Here is a 13,806-nt window from a genome sequence, read left to right on the forward strand (position 1 = left end):
ATTTTATAGTTTTACATTTAACACTTCAAATAAAATCCTCACATTCACATAATGACACTTTAAAGCTGTTTCCGCTTCTGTGCCGATAGCATCAATAGAGTAACAATAGGTTGTACCGTCATAGGAGCTTACCACTTTATCAAACCGTTTCATAGCTTCTCTTTCAAGTTCATTCAAACGGATAGTATTCGCTTCGCTCTCGCTAAAATCAGGAACGCAAAGATTCACTTCCGCGAAAGACTTTCTCCAATAAGTCCCCGGCTGTTGCTTCTTCGCGTGGATAGCAATCCTTTCAGACTTCAATTCACCCGTCAGCGTTTCACCGTCAGGCACTATGTCTATTCCGAAAGCCTTGCAATCCTGGTAAAGAATGTTTCCAATGTCGGTAGTTACTATCATTCAAATTCTTCTTTTAGTCGTTTCTCTGCATATAAAGCGGCACCACTCAAAACATCAAATCCTTTGGATTCTACGAATGAAGCATATTCCGCTTCGTTTTTCAGAGTTAAACCACTTTGGTCAACATCATAATCATTGGACGTTCTCAAAGTGAGCGTATGGTCTTTATAATCGCCATGTTCCTCTGCGTACTTCACGGCTTCATCGCCCACATCAATCATCTTCTTCTCGACTTCCCATTCCCCTTTATTGAGGAAATCATCAACATCTGAGAAATCAAAATCTACTCCAACCATATCTGTCTGTAAGGAAAATAGTTTGTTTCTAAGGGACTTTTAGCAATCCCCTCCCCTCTTATGCTTCCATCAAGATTCAAACAACGGACTTCCTCACCTGCTTCAACCTTTATCGGCTTGTCAAAGACTACCTTATATTTGAAATCATACAGAACACCATTGATAGAAACTTTCTTTTCCGCACTCACATCATCACAACGGCACTTACATACATCCTGCCAGCTTTCACCACCGGTACCGGGAATCGGCCGACCGAAACCATCCTTGTCCATCGGCTTAGTCACTTTAACCTGCAATATGTGTGGAGCGAATATCATCACCGGAAAGAAACTTTAGGTTTATTGGTGTTCAACTCATCTTTCAAACCATGCTTCTTACACAAGAAGGAATAATAATCCTTAATCCCCTGGATATTCCAAGACATAGAAAAACCGCTTTCTCCGATAGAGGTTGCTCGAAGCAAAAGAGAGGGGATGAACTTCGCTATTGCCACAGAGACACGATCGTAGCAATCCTCATTCATCTCATCCTCTCCGCTTATCTTCGAGGTAAGACACATATCCAAAAGGTCAGCCTCCGACACCTGAATGCCGAATGTCTGAAACTTCTGTTGTATGTAGTCGTTTACCGTCATCTTAATATGGTGTAATCAATCTACTATATGCAGTGTAACTATAATGCGTACAATACTTCGATTTATATACGTATCGGAACGGACATTTAGGAACAGCAACCAGCTTGCTTTGAATAGCCGGACTTTCAGCAATAACAAATACAGGTTGCGGTGCTGTTAACACCAAGTAATCCATTGGAACGATTTTAACCACCTCGTTCTGAGTCATCGGCAGACCAACATCAACCATCACGACATCTGATTTTGGCAAAATAGGTTCACTAATACTTGATGCCTGTACGCCCAATGAAACCAAGGACATCATCAAAAAGCCACACATGGCAAAAATAAAATTCTTCATTTCTTTACTGATTTATAAAATTAAACAATGGAAGGATAGAGATACTACCCTATCCCTTTTATTCGATACCTAATGCTTCTTTCAAAGCAGAAGTCTTTTCTTCATCCAGTTCCCCTACTTTAGAAAGAAGTGTTCCCTCTCTCATATTTGCAGTTACAGAGACACCGATAGACTTCAATGCTTCTACAACGTCTTTCTTTTCAAACTCCTGTTCGAAGAGAAAAATCCCCTTAGAGGCTTTCTTCTCTTCGATAACTTCGGCAAGTTTGCGTTCCGAAAGGTCTTTCACGCGGGTTTCGTCTTCAAAATCGAGGATTGTACCTGGATTGTACACTTCGCCAGTAAACTTGTCGCGGAAAATATCAATCACTTTAATCTTCATAGAATCCTCCTTATCCCTCCGGGACAGCGTTCATGGTTGATAAATCGAAATTCACAATCTTATTCGGAGAAGTAAATTCAGGAATCCACTCAGCGGTATACTCCATGTATCGACCTTCTTCGTCACGATAGTTACATACTGACATCTGACCTTCAGCGGTATTATAAGAACGTCCCGGAACCGGATCGGTCATAACATACGGCTTATGGTGGCGCATCTTCATCACCTTGTCTGTCTGCAACAGGGTAATACGGTTATCAGCATAAATCTGCACGTTCTCGCCCGCCTGATTCTCTACGTAATCCTCCTTAATCTCGATCGCTGGAAGTCCGATGCCTGTAAAAACACTGGAGGCCATCTGGTCAGTCACCAACCCTGCATTAACCATGAACTCACGCTCGCCAAGAATCATCTTGAACTTGTCACCGAACTCGGAAGCCCCTACGATGTTCTTCATAAATGTTCCCCGAGACATAATCATCTTAGAGAACACACCGTATTTGGCTTTCAGCTTTTGAATCTCCTGCTGTAAGTAAGAGATAAACATATTTTTTACCGCGGCTTCCGGAGTAAGAAAGTGGAACGGCAACTCAATGTCAAGCAGTTCAATGTTTTCTTTGTTATCCGCCATGTAAACGACAGACTTTCCAGTCATCATCAACTCCGGAACAACGATATCCATACGCTTGTGCGGAGCAAGCAGGATTTGACGATAATCATCAACGATAAAGTCAATAATTTCCTGCAAAATCGTACGCTGGTCAGCAGTGTTAGCAGCATTGAACTTGTCAATGATATCCTGCAACTGTGACAGGCGTTCAATATCCATTTGGTAACGGTCACCTAGATAAGCGATTTCAGTATAACCACTTCCGAGGTTACGTCTTTCTCTCAACGGCTTCTGGTCATTCTTGCCAAGAATAGAACCGGCAACAACACCTGTAACCGTCCCCATATACGTCTTGAAAACGCGCTGTTTGGTTTCCAAGAAATCACCGTATTGCTTCCAGTAGATTGTATCCAATCTCAATTGGAGCACACGATCAATCACCGCCTTGACGATGTTAGGATCTGTAAATAAAGTTTGTATGGTCAAATTCATATCTAAACTTTTAATGATTAATACTCAAACTGGAAACGGCTTGTCAATCCGACTTTATCCAGGTCATGGATCGGAAGGATCAGCTTACTTTCCTTCACTTCATAGGCCTGCATCAGGAGAGTACAAAGAACAACGCCATCGCTTTCAACTTTCTTCGCATCGTAGAGAACGAAGTTTGCTGTATTCTTCTTTGCTGTGCCTCCTACTGCGGTCGCTTCAAACAGAACGGCATCCTTTGCGATATTCTCCCCAAAAGCGGCTTCGATGGTCAGAACGTCATAGTTCTTATTGGCCTTGTCGATAGCGGTTACCTTCGCTCCTTTCTTGCCACTTCCAATAAACATGCCGACATAAGCCAGCGATTTCTTTGCAATTTTGATGGATAAAGCATCTGCTTCAGTGGTGTAGGCCTCTACAACTTTCACGTTGCGAACCGGAACCAGTGTGCGCTTTACCAAATCAGCCTGAACCGGAGTGAATACAGGTAAGAAAGAACCGACAAGCAAATTGGTAATGTCCAACTTCCAGGGGCCGCTCTTTCTAACGCCAGTTTCAACACGGTAAAACTCCTGCGGTTCGTACTGCGGAGTTACATCATAATGTGTACCTGCTGCCATAATTAATTTTTGTTTTGTTCAACAATCGTTTTTGTGCCCTCCGAAATCATACCGGCAATAGCTTCACTTTCGGTCTTGTCATCTCCTCCTATTTCAGGGCTTTTCACTTCTGCAAATCCCGCATTAACGAAAGTCTGCTTTGCGTCCTTCATAAAGACATCTAAGTCCGCATCATCTGTAACTTTCAACATGGGAACAAGTGTTTCGGGAATACCGTACTCCTTTGCCTTTGACAAAATCTGTTCTTGACGGGTAGCCTGTAACTTTTCTTGCTTTAAAGCCGAAAGTTCAGTCGAAAGATTCTTATTAGAATCAATCAACGTTTGCGCCCATACAGGAACATCTTCTTTCTTTTCTTCTGGGTTCGGATTGGGGTTCTCGATTGGTTTACCGTCCTTCAGATTGTGTTTCTTCTCGTAGTTGATTACTGCGGAAGAAACTGCACCATTAGCCCGGAAATCACCATAGGAATTTAACACGTCTTGAAAGCTTACTCCATCCACAATTGGCTGTACTTGGCTTTCATCCGTTACACCGGTCGCTTTCTTTTCTGCGATTCGGATCAAAGTAGCTTCATCAACCCCAGGGAATTTGGTTTTGAGTAATGCTAAAATCTTTTCTTTCATACCGTATGAATTTTCGTTTAAAATCTTTGGTATAAAAGTAGATAGCTTACTTATTGAAAGGAAATATTAAGGAAGGTAGTAAACCACAATCGGGCGATTGTGGGAAAGTAAATAAAAAAGACGCGAAACCGGGGAGGAATCGCGCCTCTTTTATTATTATCTGTTTTCTAAATAGAAATCAATACTCAGTTCAAAATCTTTTCTTAACTCTGTTAGAGTTCTTCCCTCATAGGTTATAAGGCTTTTCTTCATACCAAGAACTTTACCAAACAAGCAACCATCTTCTTTGCTATATTCGACAGTTCCTGAATAACCTTGGTACTTCAATTCTTCTCCAATTGGAAGATGTTCTTCTTCGTAATCAGCTACAAGATTTGATAAGATATCTAATTCAACTAATCTCCTATCAGTAGCAGGTGTTTCATTATTTGTCATAGGAAGGAGTTCTTCTATCCTTTGACAAATGGCTTTATATTCAGTGTCGTTTTTGATTTCAACCATCACATAGCAGGAGTTAACTCAACAGTCAAGCCCAATGCAGATGCAATACGATAAAATGTTGAAACTTTAGGCTCAGTAATTCCATTCTCTACACGGGATATATAGGATTTATTAGTACCTATCTTCTCAGCAAGCTCCGCTTGAGTCATTTTTGCTTTCTTCCTGGCTTCCTCAATAATCATCCCAGTGAAAAAAGCGTTAGCTCTCTCCTCGGCTGCAGCCCGCTCTGGTGTCCCTTCTTTGCCAAACTTCGCATCAAGCACAACATCATAATCCACTATTTTGTGATTGTTTGTCTCCATAATATTCCTCCTTTATTTTTAATGCTTTTTTTATTTCATTCGATGGTGTTTTTTGTGTTTTCTTCTGAAAACCATTGAACAAGACCACAATTTGTCCATCATCAAAGATGAAAAACACACGATAGATATTACTATTTGATTCTATTCGCAGTTCATAAAGTCCATCTCTAATGAACTTCACAAACTTGGTTGGCAGTCGATCTTGGGTTTTAAGCAAAAGTAGCGCATATTGTACTTTATCCTGCTCTTTTACAGATAACGTATCCATAAAAGCCTCAAAGTATCCACCGTATGTTCTTATCTTTCGTTTCATGTAGCAAAGATACACAAAGTATATCAGTTGAGCAACTTTTGCGTAATTAAAATAAGACTGATATGTAAAAAAAATAGCGGCTACCCCACCGGAGCAACCGCCAACTGTTCTATTTTTAAATAACGAAATTATAAACCCCGTATTTTTTCTGACTAAGAAGCGTTTTTATGTTCTGTTTTTAAGATTTCATTCTTACGAGCAGCTTGTTCTTCTTTTATTTCAGCAAGTTCTTCATCCAGCCGTTCTAAGTTACCTGCAAACATAACGCCATGCTTTTGAGACCAAACCTGTCCTTGAACAGCCTTTACAGCAACAGAGACTTTATCTTCCAAATTATCAATAATATAAGGCTGTATTTCAACATCAATATCAATTGTTTCGGAAGGTTTTTCGAAATTGGTATTAATCGAACCAAGCGCAGAAATTAAGAAATTAATACGCCTCTGTAAGAAAGGGCCTATTTCTTCTGCCGAATTTTCGACCGCCATGTGAGCGCCCATGAAAACATATCGAAAAGCTTCTCCAGATAAAGCATTGCCGGTTCCTTTCAGGTTTTCAAATGAGATACGCGGAGTATTGGTAAGTGCATACGCCTGATTGAAGTGATTTTCAAATTCGACTTTTACCGGATCACTTGCTTGATTCCAGGTCAAGTAGGCGGCATCCGCTCCCTCCCCTGTCAGTTGGACAACCCTGTTTCTAAATTCGCCAGACATTTTATCTACGTCTCCAAACAATTTTAGGATCGGGAAGAAGTGGTAATCGATACAATCCGCATAACTGGAAAGAAGTTTCTCCAATCGGACACGGATAGTCTTTATCTTCTCACAGTATGCTTCAGGACGATAACAATAGAGAACCGGTAGTTTCTTGAATCCATGTTTAAAGGCAGCAACCAATTGCCAGCCTTTGTCTAATTCCCATTGATAAACCATATCTTTCGTTACAGTCATAAAGCAAGTGATTTCGTGATCGTCCAGGTCTTTCTTCTTATACTCACGGGAGAAAGCTACCATATCCCCTGAATCATCAAAGAAGGGATAGAGCTTATCCCCTCGGAACGGAGACCACAGAACACTACGTAATTTATACTGAGGCATAGACTTGCCAAACAGATTAGCTACTTTCGCTTTCAGCTTAGCCCAAAAGCCATCATCTTTTGTCACATACCAATATTCGGCACACTCCTGTTCTGAAAGCCAGGCACGAACAATCTTCCGGTTCTGATACTTGATTTTATTCTTCTTCAAAACCTGTTTCAGGGCTTCGAAGATACCTTTCTCCGATTCAGCAGGGGTACAATCCATCTTTGGTTCTGTACCAACGGTGAAAGCAGTCTGAATATTCACGATATCCTGTTCCAAGGGAAGAGCAATACGGTTAGGATCGACCTTCTTAGTCTTTTTCGGGATAGTTACCTTTTTTCCGGCCTTTTCGTCATACTCTTCCTTCTCCTGCTCAATTGTGATTTCGATCTGGGGATATTTCTCTTTATCGAAAATTTCATGCTTATTCGGATCCCAATCAGCATATAGTTTTCCCCGATCCGGAAGCTGAGTTTTCCGGCCTTTCTTAAGATAGTAGATTTTACGTTCTACATCTTCGAGTGATAATATTTCTTCTAATGTTTTCATACGCTTATTTTTAATGTGCAAATACTCCAGAATTATCTTTGGGTTTCAAAATCTTGCCTAGAAGCATACCCAATACATAATAACGAGCCGCATCTATCAGGTGATTGTCTTTGTCAACAGGAGTATTGATATAGTTATCGTCTTTATCTTTATCCCAGACATAGTTTCTAAGTTCGTTTATGAGATTGTATGAGCGCTCAGTAACGAATAATTCCATATCCTTCATCTTATCGATACCTGCATTGATAGAACCCGGATACTTATCTACTGGGTAGATGTTCACACCACCGTTCTTTATCTCCTGGATCAAACGAGGATCGGCAGAGTCCGCCATAACCTTCAATCCCCACGGCTTAAGAATTTTGGTTATACCGGAAGACAACATTCCTGTCTGATAACATAGTTCATCCAAGTATAAAGCATTGTCCACGATACCACACCGAACAGATGCTGAAGGATCGTTTGTATATCCAAAGTCTTGACCAATACCAACCTTTTTGCACCATTGCGGAAACTCTTTCACAATACCCCATTTCTTGAACACTGCTCCTTCCGCAACATCAGCCCACCGGCCGATAACCACATGAGCATACTTTTCGGGATTACTCTCCTTCATATCCTCTACCTCCTTTAGAAACTCCGGGGAAAGATTATCCAGGTTATCCAGGTAGGTTGTATGAATGTGAAGCACATTCGGATGTGTGGAGACCTGAACCTGCACGCCATCAATCTCTACCAGCCTGTGAGTGTTCTCAATGTACTTCTTATAAATAAAGTGATTGGAATCACAAGGGTTCATTATGATGATAATCCGGTTCTGAATACCCTTCTTACGAATGGAGAGCATTATCTTGTCGAATTCTTCTTCGTTTGTCCACTCTTCCGCTTCGTCGCAGACGAAAGTAGTGATACCCTGGATAGATTTCAGTTTCGCTGTTTGGTTTCCTGAGGAAGTTTTGATGCCTCGGAACATGATACGGCTCTTAGTCATTTTGTTGACTATATCCGTCTTAGTAGTCTTGAAATACTTGGTTGTTCCGTCTAACTCTATTTTCTCCATCATTTCCGGAATAATAGACATACCGGCAGAAACCATCGTATATCGAGTATAGAGTATCTGATGAACAATCTTCTCGGCTTCCGTCATTTCAAAGGTCAGCCGTTCGATGAAAGTGGAAGCATTGAAACTTTTTCCGCTACCTCTTCCTCCGGTGATAAGGATTATAAATTTGTCCGTATCAGTGTATAGGGGGTGATATGTCGCCTGGGGTTCTATCATTTCAGTTTGTCTTTAATCCAGGAATCAATACTGATACCATGGTTTATGTCGGTAGGAATGTCAGTTTCTTCATCCTGCTTGCGTTCAACCTTTCTCCAGTCTTCATCGTAATGATAGAGCCAAACCGACTGTGCTTGCAAACTGGGAGCCAGTTCGCCTTCTACTGTTTGAACTTCTTCTTCACCTGTTAGATTCCCGTCCTTATCCTTTATCTTTCGTATAGTGGTACTTTTTGTCTTAACACCCCCTAAGGCCATAGCAAGGAACTTTGCCCGGACTGTTGCCGTTATGGTCGCCCGCCCGCGCGTTAATACTTCGCTTAATTCAGAGTACTGACTCTTCTTCTCGCAAAATGTCTGAGGGGCTAACCCAACAGCAAAAGCTATTTCCTTGTCTGTGAACCCCTTTTTTGCATACGATTCTACGAGAGAAAGAAAATCCTCGCTTATATAATCAAACTTAGGCTTTCTTCCTCCACGACTATTTGTATTTTGAGATTCACTATTACTCATATCACACCTCCACTATTTCAAATTCACCTACATACATCTTACCTATCCAATCGGCTTTCTGTTTTTCGGTGGCTGATTCATAAATGCGCCCACGCTTTGATAAATGTCTCTTCAAGAAACGCTCACGGCTTTTGTATTCTCCATATGATTTGTCAGTAGATAAACCTTTAGCTTTGCAAAAAAATAATCCTGTTTCTTTATACCTGAATTTTACAGCCATATCAATCTATCCTCTCTATCTGATCGGAAAATACTTCTCCTTTTACAAACTTCATATCCGGATCATACCCAAATCTTGCCATAAAAGCAGCTTTCGCCTCAAAGGTATCAAAGGACAGCATCACGTAAGCATCCATGTTCTCGGCTTGCTTCTGTGCATTCTCCTTTACCTGTTGCTTGACTCCTTTCATGTGAGCTACCTTTGTGGCACGTTCTAACTGCTTGGCGGCTTTATCGGCTGCATCCTGTTCGGTGACAGGTGCCATCATATCAGACAAAGCGTCTGCAATAGAGCTTTCCTCTTTTGTCTGCAAAAGATAGTCAACGCCAATCATGTTTAGGTCGGCATCAGTCAGTCCAGCGTCTTTCCAATCAATATCAGGAACAATCTGAGCAAGGGTATCGAAATCCCAAGAACCTTGCGCATTCGGGTTATTCATCAAAATATTAAGTTCCTTCTCCTGTTTTTCGTCTACGTCAATCACATCCACACGAATACAGTAGTCGTTATCGGGGAACTTCTGCAAATCATCCATAACAGACAGACGCTGGTGCCCGCTGACCACAGTCAAACCGGTACGTCTATTCACGACAATACCACCAACCAAACCAAATTTCTTAATTCCACGCTTCAAAGTCTTACGAGATTCGTCCGACAACTTGCGAGGGTTATAGTCTGCGAAGCGAATAGCCGAACGGCTTAGTTCAATTGATTCACTCTTTATGTATTTGCTTAATTCCATTGTCATATTCAAATAAAATTCTTTCACTCATAGGAAATGCTTTGATAATCTTTTTCAAATCTCCTGGAAAATTCTCACGAAGCCACAAAAAGCAGTCAAGATTGAACCCGATACCGCCCGAAGCCTTACTTGAATACCGGATCGGCTCGGGAAGTCCTTTTTGCCTCATGTAGGTTAGAACCTCTTTCTGTGTCCAGTCGGCCAAAGGATAAACTTTACCTGCATTCTCATAATCAGGATAAGTATTCAGCATCAGCCTACGGTTCATACTGTCAGCTTTCTTCATCCCATAAAACACGTAATCAATGCCAAACTTTAAACGCATAGCATTATCTACGTCAGCCAGCTTCAACAGCTTTATCTTTGGATTAGGGACACAGTACATGCCTGATCGAAGAATATAGGTCAAATTCCAGTGTGGAATCTGTATAAACTCTACTTTTGGATATCTGGCCTTAACCCAGTTCACCCAGCGTTCGATATGTTCTAATCCTGGGACAAAGTACATGAAAACACATACTACCATTTCAAACCTTGGATAAAGAAGATCCAGTAATACAAGACTGTCCTTACCTAAAGAACAAAAAACGATAGCCTCATTAGATTTTACTCTAACGAAGTCTATCGTCCTATATGTTCTCTCAAGCAAGGTCATCCTGAACTCATGCCTAAACCTGCACGCACATTTCTGTACTGTTGGTTTCTTGTAATGAATCTACCACCTTGAGAAACTCTGTTTGTTCCTGGTACCGTCAAACCTCTACGGCCGCCTCTGTAATTAGAGGTCGCAAAACCTGTTCTGTTAGTTCTTCTACCGACTCAGCAAAAATATTAATGGTTAAACATTGGATTTATCTAATACCTTACCCAGATCATAAACGATCTGAGCCATTACGTATTCAACGCCATCGACTTCATAAGGAATATCGTTGCCATCTTCGTCTGTCAAGATTTCTACTTTTGCGCCTTTTACTTCTACGATCGCAAATGGACGTGTGCCTTTATACTCACCTGTGAGAAATTTAATCGCATCGTATTCAACCGGCACAACTTCGGGTTCTTGATCTTCTGGCACTTCTTCAAAATGCTTGTACTCTTTGTCACCAACTTTATACCGGACATATTTTTGAGAAGTGTTAGGCCGGATCTCTCTAAACTCTTGTGTTTTATTGCCGGCTAAAATTTCATCAAAAAACTTCTGTTTAATCGAAAGCGTTAAAACGTTCATAATCGTGTCTATTTTATTAATAAATAATCAGTTGCGGGGGCGTGGATCGAACACGCGACCTCTACCAAGTCAAAGTAGTAAGCTTACCAACTGCTCTACCCCGCGATAGCACCACTAAGGTACTACCATGACCAAAGATACAGAAATATCCTGTGTATTGATTAACCACAACCGGCTAATTGTGGGTTATTTGTTTTTAAACCAGGCATCACGTTTCTTTCTACACGCCTCTAAGGTAGGCGCACCCGGATCGTGAAAAACGGGCGCACATTATAATCTAAGCAATCTGTTTCAAATCTAACAATGTCAATAATTTAAAAAACTTATCTTCATAATAAAGAGGCTGTGTGCTCTTTGGATTATTGGGGTTCACTTGATTCTCTCCAAAATTCAACCCCTCACCTGTTATAGACTTAAATTTCTTCACAACGCCTTTACTAGATGGACGTGTTAGTTCAACTATGTAGCCTTTCTCTATCATTTTCTGATTAAACGCTTGTGCACTGATAGAAAGTCCGTTTTCTTTCAGAAGATCACCAGCAGATTTTAATATACCTTTTGATTGGATATAATCCGGGGTTGGTAATCCAAGAGGGTCGCCAACCTGCTTAATCATAGATAGAATTGAAGAATCATTCAGGTTTAGTAGGTCTTTAACCCCTTTTACCCATTCGAGTGACGCGCGAACCTTTGTAGGCGTAGGTGATTTCAACTGCTTTGCATGTTCAGCAGCTTTATGAAAGACTTTGCGATAGACCTCAAAGACATCACGAACTTTACGAGCGATGAAAAATTCCATACACGCTACCGTTAATTCATATTCAAACTTATTGCTGCCCACTTCGGTTTTTACCGAAGTGCATACATAGTCTACACCTTCAATAAAATCTTTCTTTAACGCATCTACGGCGTAATCTCTTCGATTATAGACCAGCATCCAAACTTCATCGAAGTTAACCGGAAATTCCTCACTCGCTTTCGCCAACTTTAAAATAGCGTTGAAATACATTTTTATTTCTTCGCTTGAACTAGTTTTTGATAATTGCTTCATAATAATTATATTTGCAACTGTTTAATGTTTATCCCCATTAACGGTTCGGACTTGTCCGCTTCTGGGGATTTTTATTTGTCCGAAGTGGTAGCCGGGGACTCGAACCCCGAAGTATGCCATTCTACCTGCTCTTTCAGTCTCGCTTGACAAGAAAAAGCAAAGGGCAAAGATCAAAGCTGCCTGATGTGACGGTATGCAACTCTAACCAATGCCCTAAATATCTTCTGCCGCTGACCGTCACGTATGCGGGTTGTTTTCATATCACAAAACTATAACCTACCAAACTTTTAAAAGAATATCACTATCCTTTATACCAAACAATTCATTGATTGTTTCAAAATAAGTCTAAAGGCCGCTCTAAAGTAGTGCGAGCGGCCTTTAATAACCGTGCAAAGAGGTCAATTCAACAATATACTTGATAAGTTATTACGAAAAATCTGACTTAACATAAAAGCAGACTGAATGTTGTTCTTATCTATCCGGTGTGCCTTGCCTTTGTCATCTACCAGTAATATATAATCGTACATGATAGCATCTACGTAGCCTATTGTACCATTTAAACAAACTATATCATCAAGACCTATTATATTAGTCTCGTATTCATTATATCTTTTACCGTTAAATATCATAGCTTACAGTATTATATCGTACAAGAAATGTTCAATTCTAAACTTCAAAGGCAAATTAGCCTTATACCCTGTTAAGTTGGTGACGATGACAAAGCCGCCACAAGTGCCGAAAGAACCGGTGTACACTTCACCATTGTTCTCAACATAGAAGGTGCTATTGCAATAGTTGATTGATAGTAATTTCATAGTTATGCTATCTTTACAAGGTTAAACTTCTTGAATGATCTGAATGCCTCTTTCTCGCAATCCCAATAGGTAAAGAGATCGTCATTCTTTCTACGGGTATCGTTACCTTTGATCTTATCGGCGATAACTTCGTCTTTCATAGTACCGAAAGCCTGACGGATTTCGCCGTTTACCTTCTGATAGAAGAACTGAACTGTTCTTTTCTTCATTTCTTTAGCCAGCTTGTAAACCTGCCAAGCTCTTTTGAGGCAGTCAGCGAAACTTTCACCTGTTACTTTGAAGAAACGCCATGCGTTACTCATTACCTCTCTCATGCTGCTTTTAAATGTTGTGCTCATAATCGTTGTATGTTTAGTTGAATTATATTGTTTCGTAGTCTTTGACCTACTTTGACAATGCAAATGTAGGTTATATATTTACACAAACAATACAACATAGTAGTTTTAACACTACTTTAACATTTAAAACGTAACGTATGTATTTACATAAAGATTTTCTTTATATATTTGTGGCGTAATATAAAAGCTACGTTATGGAACTAAGAATAAAAGAACTTATTAAAGAAAAAGGCACGACTATTCAAAATATAGCAGATCTTATCGGTGTAAATAGAGTAACACTATCAAATAGTATCAACGGCAATCCCACCCTTGAGACTCTTGAGAAGATTGCTAATGCCCTTGGTGTTCCTGTGGCAGAGCTATTCGATAAGTCTTCTGACGAAGTAGTTGGAGCCGTCCGGATCGGTAAGGACACACATGTTATCAATAGTAAGGAAGATATTAGGAAATTAGCAGAAAACCTTTAAATTAA

At 40.4% G+C, this 13,806-nt stretch carries 23 protein-coding genes and 1 tRNA gene; 1 reads left to right on the forward strand and 23 read right to left on the reverse strand.

Translation table 11 applies throughout. From position 1 onward, the window contains the following. Positions 1-3 precede the first annotated feature (3 nt). The 23 genes from HMPREF1535_RS00975 to HMPREF1535_RS01090 all read right to left on the reverse strand — a co-directional run bounded on the left by HMPREF1535_RS00975 (position 4) and on the right by HMPREF1535_RS01090 (position 13,331). Positions 4-399 (reverse strand): hypothetical protein, encoded by a 396-nt coding sequence (locus HMPREF1535_RS00975; protein WP_046145032.1) that lies wholly within the window; start codon positions 397-399, stop codon positions 4-6. Beyond that, on the reverse strand, positions 396-695 hold the full coding sequence (locus tag HMPREF1535_RS00980; protein WP_046145033.1) for a hypothetical protein: 300 nt from the start codon (positions 693-695) through the stop codon (positions 396-398). Before HMPREF1535_RS00980 ends, HMPREF1535_RS00975 begins: the two co-directional genes overlap by 4 nt. Continuing rightward, the gene (locus tag HMPREF1535_RS00985; RefSeq protein WP_046145034.1) at positions 683-1,012 is read right to left on the reverse strand and encodes a hypothetical protein; all 330 of its coding nucleotides are present in this window, start codon (positions 1,010-1,012) and stop codon (positions 683-685) included. The genes HMPREF1535_RS00980 and HMPREF1535_RS00985 overlap by 13 nt, the downstream gene beginning before the upstream one ends. Continuing rightward, a complete protein-coding gene (locus tag HMPREF1535_RS00990) occupies positions 1,012-1,329 on the reverse strand; it encodes a DUF6706 family protein (RefSeq protein ID WP_046145035.1) in 318 nt (105 codons plus the stop codon). The genes HMPREF1535_RS00985 and HMPREF1535_RS00990 overlap by 1 nt, the downstream gene beginning before the upstream one ends. A 1-nt stretch (position 1,330) precedes the next feature. After that, positions 1,331-1,669: a hypothetical protein gene (locus HMPREF1535_RS00995; RefSeq protein ID WP_046145036.1), complete on the reverse strand. Its 339-nt coding sequence runs from the start codon at positions 1,667-1,669 to the stop codon at positions 1,331-1,333. A gap of 58 nt (positions 1,670-1,727) precedes the next feature. Further along, positions 1,728-2,051, reverse strand: a complete 324-nt coding sequence (locus HMPREF1535_RS01000; RefSeq protein ID WP_046145037.1) for a hypothetical protein — start codon at positions 2,049-2,051, stop codon at positions 1,728-1,730. A 10-nt stretch (positions 2,052-2,061) separates the two neighbouring features. Beyond that, on the reverse strand, positions 2,062-3,153 hold the full coding sequence (locus HMPREF1535_RS01005) for a hypothetical protein (protein WP_046145038.1): 1,092 nt from the start codon (positions 3,151-3,153) through the stop codon (positions 2,062-2,064). Between the two features lie 17 nt (positions 3,154-3,170). Then, positions 3,171-3,770 carry a head fiber protein gene (locus HMPREF1535_RS01010; RefSeq protein WP_046145039.1) on the reverse strand — a complete coding sequence of 200 codons (600 nt, stop codon included), beginning with the start codon at positions 3,768-3,770 and terminating at the stop codon, positions 3,171-3,173. 2 nt (positions 3,771-3,772) lie between these two features. Beyond that, on the reverse strand, positions 3,773-4,396 hold the full coding sequence (locus HMPREF1535_RS01015) for a hypothetical protein (protein WP_046145040.1): 624 nt from the start codon (positions 4,394-4,396) through the stop codon (positions 3,773-3,775). Between the two features lie 156 nt (positions 4,397-4,552). After that, the gene (locus tag HMPREF1535_RS26055; protein ID WP_187386415.1) at positions 4,553-4,897 is read right to left on the reverse strand and encodes a hypothetical protein; all 345 of its coding nucleotides are present in this window, start codon (positions 4,895-4,897) and stop codon (positions 4,553-4,555) included. After that, positions 4,897-5,199 carry a helix-turn-helix domain-containing protein gene (locus HMPREF1535_RS01030; protein WP_046145041.1) on the reverse strand — a complete coding sequence of 101 codons (303 nt, stop codon included), beginning with the start codon at positions 5,197-5,199 and terminating at the stop codon, positions 4,897-4,899. The genes HMPREF1535_RS26055 and HMPREF1535_RS01030 overlap by 1 nt, the downstream gene beginning before the upstream one ends. Next, complete coding sequence (locus HMPREF1535_RS01035) at positions 5,165-5,512, reverse strand: type II toxin-antitoxin system RelE/ParE family toxin (protein WP_046145042.1); 348 nt, start codon at positions 5,510-5,512, stop codon at positions 5,165-5,167. The genes HMPREF1535_RS01030 and HMPREF1535_RS01035 overlap by 35 nt, the downstream gene beginning before the upstream one ends. Before the next feature lie 152 nt (positions 5,513-5,664). Continuing rightward, a complete protein-coding gene (locus HMPREF1535_RS01040) occupies positions 5,665-7,146 on the reverse strand; it encodes a phage portal protein (RefSeq protein ID WP_046145043.1) in 1,482 nt (493 codons plus the stop codon). Between the two features lie 10 nt (positions 7,147-7,156). Continuing rightward, complete coding sequence (locus HMPREF1535_RS01045; RefSeq protein WP_046145044.1) at positions 7,157-8,425, reverse strand: PBSX family phage terminase large subunit; 1,269 nt, start codon at positions 8,423-8,425, stop codon at positions 7,157-7,159. Beyond that, complete coding sequence (locus HMPREF1535_RS01050; RefSeq protein WP_046145045.1) at positions 8,422-8,937, reverse strand: hypothetical protein; 516 nt, start codon at positions 8,935-8,937, stop codon at positions 8,422-8,424. Before HMPREF1535_RS01050 ends, HMPREF1535_RS01045 begins: the two co-directional genes overlap by 4 nt. A gap of 1 nt (position 8,938) precedes the next feature. After that, entirely contained in the window at positions 8,939-9,157 is a 219-nt protein-coding gene (locus HMPREF1535_RS01055; protein ID WP_046145046.1) for a hypothetical protein, read from the reverse strand. A gap of 1 nt (position 9,158) precedes the next feature. Then, complete coding sequence (locus HMPREF1535_RS01060; protein WP_046145047.1) at positions 9,159-9,899, reverse strand: ParB N-terminal domain-containing protein; 741 nt, start codon at positions 9,897-9,899, stop codon at positions 9,159-9,161. Next, positions 9,871-10,554, reverse strand: coding sequence for a phosphoadenosine phosphosulfate reductase domain-containing protein (locus HMPREF1535_RS01065; RefSeq protein WP_046145048.1), 684 nt, complete (start codon positions 10,552-10,554; stop codon positions 9,871-9,873). Before HMPREF1535_RS01065 ends, HMPREF1535_RS01060 begins: the two co-directional genes overlap by 29 nt. Before the next feature lie 183 nt (positions 10,555-10,737). Continuing rightward, positions 10,738-11,127 (reverse strand): ASCH domain-containing protein, encoded by a 390-nt coding sequence (locus tag HMPREF1535_RS01070; RefSeq protein WP_046145049.1) that lies wholly within the window; start codon positions 11,125-11,127, stop codon positions 10,738-10,740. Positions 11,128-11,158: 31 nt separating this feature from the next. Continuing rightward, positions 11,159-11,232 (reverse strand) — tRNA-Val (locus HMPREF1535_RS01075). A 172-nt stretch (positions 11,233-11,404) separates the two neighbouring features. Further along, positions 11,405-12,178, reverse strand: a complete 774-nt coding sequence (locus HMPREF1535_RS01080) for a hypothetical protein (protein WP_235438457.1) — start codon at positions 12,176-12,178, stop codon at positions 11,405-11,407. A 632-nt stretch (positions 12,179-12,810) separates the two neighbouring features. Next, positions 12,811-12,993 carry a hypothetical protein gene (locus HMPREF1535_RS25705; protein ID WP_148499095.1) on the reverse strand — a complete coding sequence of 61 codons (183 nt, stop codon included), beginning with the start codon at positions 12,991-12,993 and terminating at the stop codon, positions 12,811-12,813. 2 nt (positions 12,994-12,995) lie between these two features. Beyond that, on the reverse strand, positions 12,996-13,331 hold the full coding sequence (locus HMPREF1535_RS01090; RefSeq protein ID WP_046145051.1) for an SH3 beta-barrel fold-containing protein: 336 nt from the start codon (positions 13,329-13,331) through the stop codon (positions 12,996-12,998). Between the two features lie 194 nt (positions 13,332-13,525). On the opposite strand from HMPREF1535_RS01090, the gene HMPREF1535_RS01095 reads away from it, so the two are divergent. Continuing rightward, positions 13,526-13,801 (forward strand): helix-turn-helix domain-containing protein, encoded by a 276-nt coding sequence (locus tag HMPREF1535_RS01095; RefSeq protein ID WP_046145052.1) that lies wholly within the window; start codon positions 13,526-13,528, stop codon positions 13,799-13,801. Positions 13,802-13,806 lie beyond the last annotated feature (5 nt).

Origin of the sequence: Parabacteroides goldsteinii DSM 19448 = WAL 12034, from assembly GCF_000969835.1 — a bacterium.
GTDB classification, from domain to species: domain Bacteria; phylum Bacteroidota; class Bacteroidia; order Bacteroidales; family Tannerellaceae; genus Parabacteroides; species Parabacteroides goldsteinii.

Coding starts and splice junctions, on each gene's coding strand:
- HMPREF1535_RS00975 (WP_046145032.1), bottom strand. CDS start 399: ATGATAGTAACTACCGACATTGGAAACATTCTTTACCAGGATTGCAAG.
- HMPREF1535_RS00980 (WP_046145033.1), bottom strand. CDS start 695: ATGGTTGGAGTAGATTTTGATTTCTCAGATGTTGATGATTTCCTCAAT.
- HMPREF1535_RS00985 (WP_046145034.1), bottom strand. CDS start 1,012: ATGATATTCGCTCCACACATATTGCAGGTTAAAGTGACTAAGCCGATG.
- HMPREF1535_RS00990 (WP_046145035.1), bottom strand. CDS start 1,329: ATGACGGTAAACGACTACATACAACAGAAGTTTCAGACATTCGGCATT.
- HMPREF1535_RS00995 (WP_046145036.1), bottom strand. CDS start 1,669: ATGAAGAATTTTATTTTTGCCATGTGTGGCTTTTTGATGATGTCCTTG.
- HMPREF1535_RS01000 (WP_046145037.1), bottom strand. CDS start 2,051: ATGAAGATTAAAGTGATTGATATTTTCCGCGACAAGTTTACTGGCGAA.
- HMPREF1535_RS01005 (WP_046145038.1), bottom strand. CDS start 3,153: ATGAATTTGACCATACAAACTTTATTTACAGATCCTAACATCGTCAAG.
- HMPREF1535_RS01010 (WP_046145039.1), bottom strand. CDS start 3,770: ATGGCAGCAGGTACACATTATGATGTAACTCCGCAGTACGAACCGCAG.
- HMPREF1535_RS01015 (WP_046145040.1), bottom strand. CDS start 4,396: ATGAAAGAAAAGATTTTAGCATTACTCAAAACCAAATTCCCTGGGGTT.
- HMPREF1535_RS26055 (WP_187386415.1), bottom strand. CDS start 4,897: ATGGTTGAAATCAAAAACGACACTGAATATAAAGCCATTTGTCAAAGG.
- HMPREF1535_RS01030 (WP_046145041.1), bottom strand. CDS start 5,199: ATGGAGACAAACAATCACAAAATAGTGGATTATGATGTTGTGCTTGAT.
- HMPREF1535_RS01035 (WP_046145042.1), bottom strand. CDS start 5,512: ATGAAACGAAAGATAAGAACATACGGTGGATACTTTGAGGCTTTTATG.
- HMPREF1535_RS01040 (WP_046145043.1), bottom strand. CDS start 7,146: ATGAAAACATTAGAAGAAATATTATCACTCGAAGATGTAGAACGTAAA.
- HMPREF1535_RS01045 (WP_046145044.1), bottom strand. CDS start 8,425: ATGATAGAACCCCAGGCGACATATCACCCCCTATACACTGATACGGAC.
- HMPREF1535_RS01050 (WP_046145045.1), bottom strand. CDS start 8,937: ATGAGTAATAGTGAATCTCAAAATACAAATAGTCGTGGAGGAAGAAAG.
- HMPREF1535_RS01055 (WP_046145046.1), bottom strand. CDS start 9,157: ATGGCTGTAAAATTCAGGTATAAAGAAACAGGATTATTTTTTTGCAAA.
- HMPREF1535_RS01060 (WP_046145047.1), bottom strand. CDS start 9,899: ATGGAATTAAGCAAATACATAAAGAGTGAATCAATTGAACTAAGCCGT.
- HMPREF1535_RS01065 (WP_046145048.1), bottom strand. CDS start 10,554: ATGACCTTGCTTGAGAGAACATATAGGACGATAGACTTCGTTAGAGTA.
- HMPREF1535_RS01070 (WP_046145049.1), bottom strand. CDS start 11,127: ATGAACGTTTTAACGCTTTCGATTAAACAGAAGTTTTTTGATGAAATT.
- HMPREF1535_RS01080 (WP_235438457.1), bottom strand. CDS start 12,178: ATGAAGCAATTATCAAAAACTAGTTCAAGCGAAGAAATAAAAATGTAT.
- HMPREF1535_RS25705 (WP_148499095.1), bottom strand. CDS start 12,993: ATGAAATTACTATCAATCAACTATTGCAATAGCACCTTCTATGTTGAG.
- HMPREF1535_RS01090 (WP_046145051.1), bottom strand. CDS start 13,331: ATGAGCACAACATTTAAAAGCAGCATGAGAGAGGTAATGAGTAACGCA.
- HMPREF1535_RS01095 (WP_046145052.1), top strand. CDS start 13,526: ATGGAACTAAGAATAAAAGAACTTATTAAAGAAAAAGGCACGACTATT.